The 2,694-nt window shown below is 38.0% G+C and carries 4 protein-coding genes; 3 read left to right on the top strand and 1 reads right to left on the bottom strand.

Translation table 11 applies throughout. The annotated features are described in order from the left end of the window. Positions 1-163 precede the first annotated feature (163 nt). From ABIZ51_10405 to ABIZ51_10395, 3 genes are all read left to right on the top strand, one after another. A complete protein-coding gene (locus ABIZ51_10405; protein MEO7089191.1) occupies positions 164-754 on the top strand; it encodes a DapH/DapD/GlmU-related protein in 591 nt (196 codons plus the stop codon). Positions 755-941: 187 nt separating this feature from the next. Beyond that, positions 942-1,862: an alpha/beta hydrolase gene (locus ABIZ51_10400; GenBank protein MEO7089190.1), complete on the top strand. Its 921-nt coding sequence runs from the start codon at positions 942-944 to the stop codon at positions 1,860-1,862. Positions 1,863-1,946: 84 nt separating this feature from the next. After that, positions 1,947-2,354, top strand: coding sequence for a cupin domain-containing protein (locus ABIZ51_10395; GenBank protein ID MEO7089189.1), 408 nt, complete (start codon positions 1,947-1,949; stop codon positions 2,352-2,354). 156 nt (positions 2,355-2,510) lie between these two features. On the opposite strand, the gene ABIZ51_10390 is transcribed toward ABIZ51_10395, so the two are convergent. After that, on the bottom strand, positions 2,511-2,694 hold a 184-nt coding region (locus ABIZ51_10390; GenBank protein MEO7089188.1), incomplete at its 5' end, for an IS5/IS1182 family transposase.

Genomic DNA, 2,694 nt, shown 5'->3' with positions numbered 1-2,694 from the left:
AAAAATGTTCCTGAATGGCCAGCTTACAATTTAACAACCAGGCCCACTATGCGTATTGATACAAAATGTGAAGTGATTAATGACAGGTACAAAGAAGAACTTGCCATGTGGAGATCAATTGGAAAGTTATAAACTGTTTCATAATGGACTCAAGCCAACGCAAATGAACAAAGCGAAAAAACAAATCATTGACAAAAAAGACATTTTTGACAGGCTGCGTTCAGGCGAACCTATTCGATTGGATGATGCTCAATATTCAAAAATTCAAGCCATCGTTAACCGTACTTTAAAACTGAATGCGAAACTGAATACTTCGGAAGACGTTGAGTTGATAAGAAAAAATTTAAGTGAAATAATCTGTAGAGAAATAGACGCTTCCACAACAGTGTTCGTTCCATTCTACACCAATTTTGGTCAATTCATCAACATAGGAAAAACCGTATTTATCAACCATGCTTGTACGTTTTTAGACATGGGCGGAATTACCATCGAAGATGATGTTTTAATCGGTCCTAAAGTAAATCTCATTACAGAAAATCATCCATTAAATCCCAACGACAGAAAATCTTTGATTTGCAAACCAATTGTGGTAAAGCATAATGCGTGGATTGGAGCGGCGGCTACCATTTTACCAGGTGTCACTATTGGCGAGAACTCTGTGGTGGCGGCAGGTGCGGTAGTTACTAAAGATATTCCGGCAAATGTGATAGTAGGTGGCATTCCTGCTAAAATTTTGAAATCAATTGGCAAATAATTTAAAAAATATGAGATCATTATCAATTTTAATTCTCGGCACTCTTTTAATAGTTGTGCAAGCCTGTACACAAAACTCAGATAAAACGAATAAGTCAGAAAATAAAGAACAATCAATAAAAGCAGAACAAATGGAAAAGATTAATCCAAAAAATTATACCACGTTTAAGGTGAGTGATAATGTTGAAATGTACAGCGTTACATTCAAAAATCTATATAAAATGGATGTTGCAGGGCATCTTTTTATTCCAAAAAACTTTGATAGAAGAGAAAAACATCCTGCAATCATTGTGGGGCATCCAATGGGGGCGGTAAAAGAGCAAAGTGCAGATTTATATGCATCTAATATGGCAGACAGGGGATTTATAACTATGGCAATTGATTTATCTTTTTGGGGAGCAAGCGCAGGCGAACCTCGTAACGCCGTGTTGCCTGATATGTATGCCGAAGATTTTAATGCCGCCGTTGATTTCTTGGGCACACGTGACTTTGTAGATAGAAACAATATCGGTATTATCGGCGTTTGTGGCAGCGGAAGTTTTGTAATTAGTGCGGCTAAAATTGACCCGAGAATGAAAGCGATCGCCACCGTAAGTATGTACAATATGGGTGCCGTAAATAGAGATGGATTAAACCATTCGCAAACACTGGAACAAAGAAAAGAAATACAAAGAGCTGCCGCAGCGCAGCGTTATGTAGAATTTACTGGTGGCAAAACAGAATATACTGGGGGAACGGTTCATAAATTAGATGCTAACACAAATCCAATACAACGTGAATTCTTTGATTTTTACCGTACACCAAGAGGAGAATATACGCCCAAAGGAGGTTCTCCCGAAACAACTACTCATCCCACATTAAGCAGCAATACTAAATTTAATAATTTCTATCCTTTTAACGATATAGAAACTATTTCTCCACGGCCAATGCTTTTTATCACAGGCGACCAGGCACATTCAAAAGAATTTAGTGAAGATGCTTACAAACGGGCGGCGCAACCAAAAGAATTGGTTTACATTAAAGGTGCGGGACACGTGGATTTATATGACAAAACAGATTTAATCCCGTTTGATAAGTTGACATCATTTTTCAGTAAAAATTTAAAATAACTAAGGGTAATTATGTAGATAGTATGGTTGTTGTGAGGATAAAAAATAAAGACTAAAATAATAAGAACAACAAAAAATTTAATTATGGAAATAACAAGAATAGGCACACAACCTTCAGTTAAAGGTCCGGAAGATTGGTTCACCGGCAATGTACGCATCGACCCATTGTTCGCGGCCAATGATGCAAGACGCGGCGCTTCAGCGAGTGTAACATTTGAACCGGGCGCCAGAACAGCATGGCATACACATCCATTAGGACAAACCCTGATTGTTACCTCCGGCTCTGGTTGGGTACAAAGTGAAAGAGGCCCAATTGAAGAAATTCATCCAGGGGATATCGTTTGGTTTGAACCAAATGAAAAGCATTGGCACGGCGCTACTGCAACCACCGGCATGACACATACTGCTATCCAGGAAAACCTTGATGGGAAGGTTGTTGAATGGATGGAGAAGGTTACGGATGAACAATACAGCAGCAATAGTTCAAAATAAAAATGAGAGGAATTTATTTGTTTGCTGGTAAAGCTGGTTGTGTTTTACTTTCTGTTATCGTCATGCCCTGGAAAAATTATTTCAGTGATGACGTGAAAACCATTTCAAATAGTAGTTTGAGAGAAGCTTAAAATTATAGGGCTAATTAGTCAACCCTCAAAAAGTCAATTTTAGATTTTGAGCAATAAAATTCCAGTAAGCACTTACAATAAAGTTGTAAATAAGTAACCAACTTCTGATTGCCTCTGTACGCCAGAGGTTCATGACTCGTTTAAAGTTCATTGCCGCAGCAGCCAAAATCACATTCATATTATCACCCTTGATTCCTTTAAGATAATTC

This window comes from Bacteroidia bacterium (assembly GCA_039924845.1).
Taxonomy (GTDB): domain Bacteria; phylum Bacteroidota; class Bacteroidia; order DATLTG01; family DATLTG01; genus DATLTG01.
The sequence above is the reverse complement of the archived record's forward strand: the minus strand, read 5'-3'. Positions and strand labels throughout refer to the sequence as shown.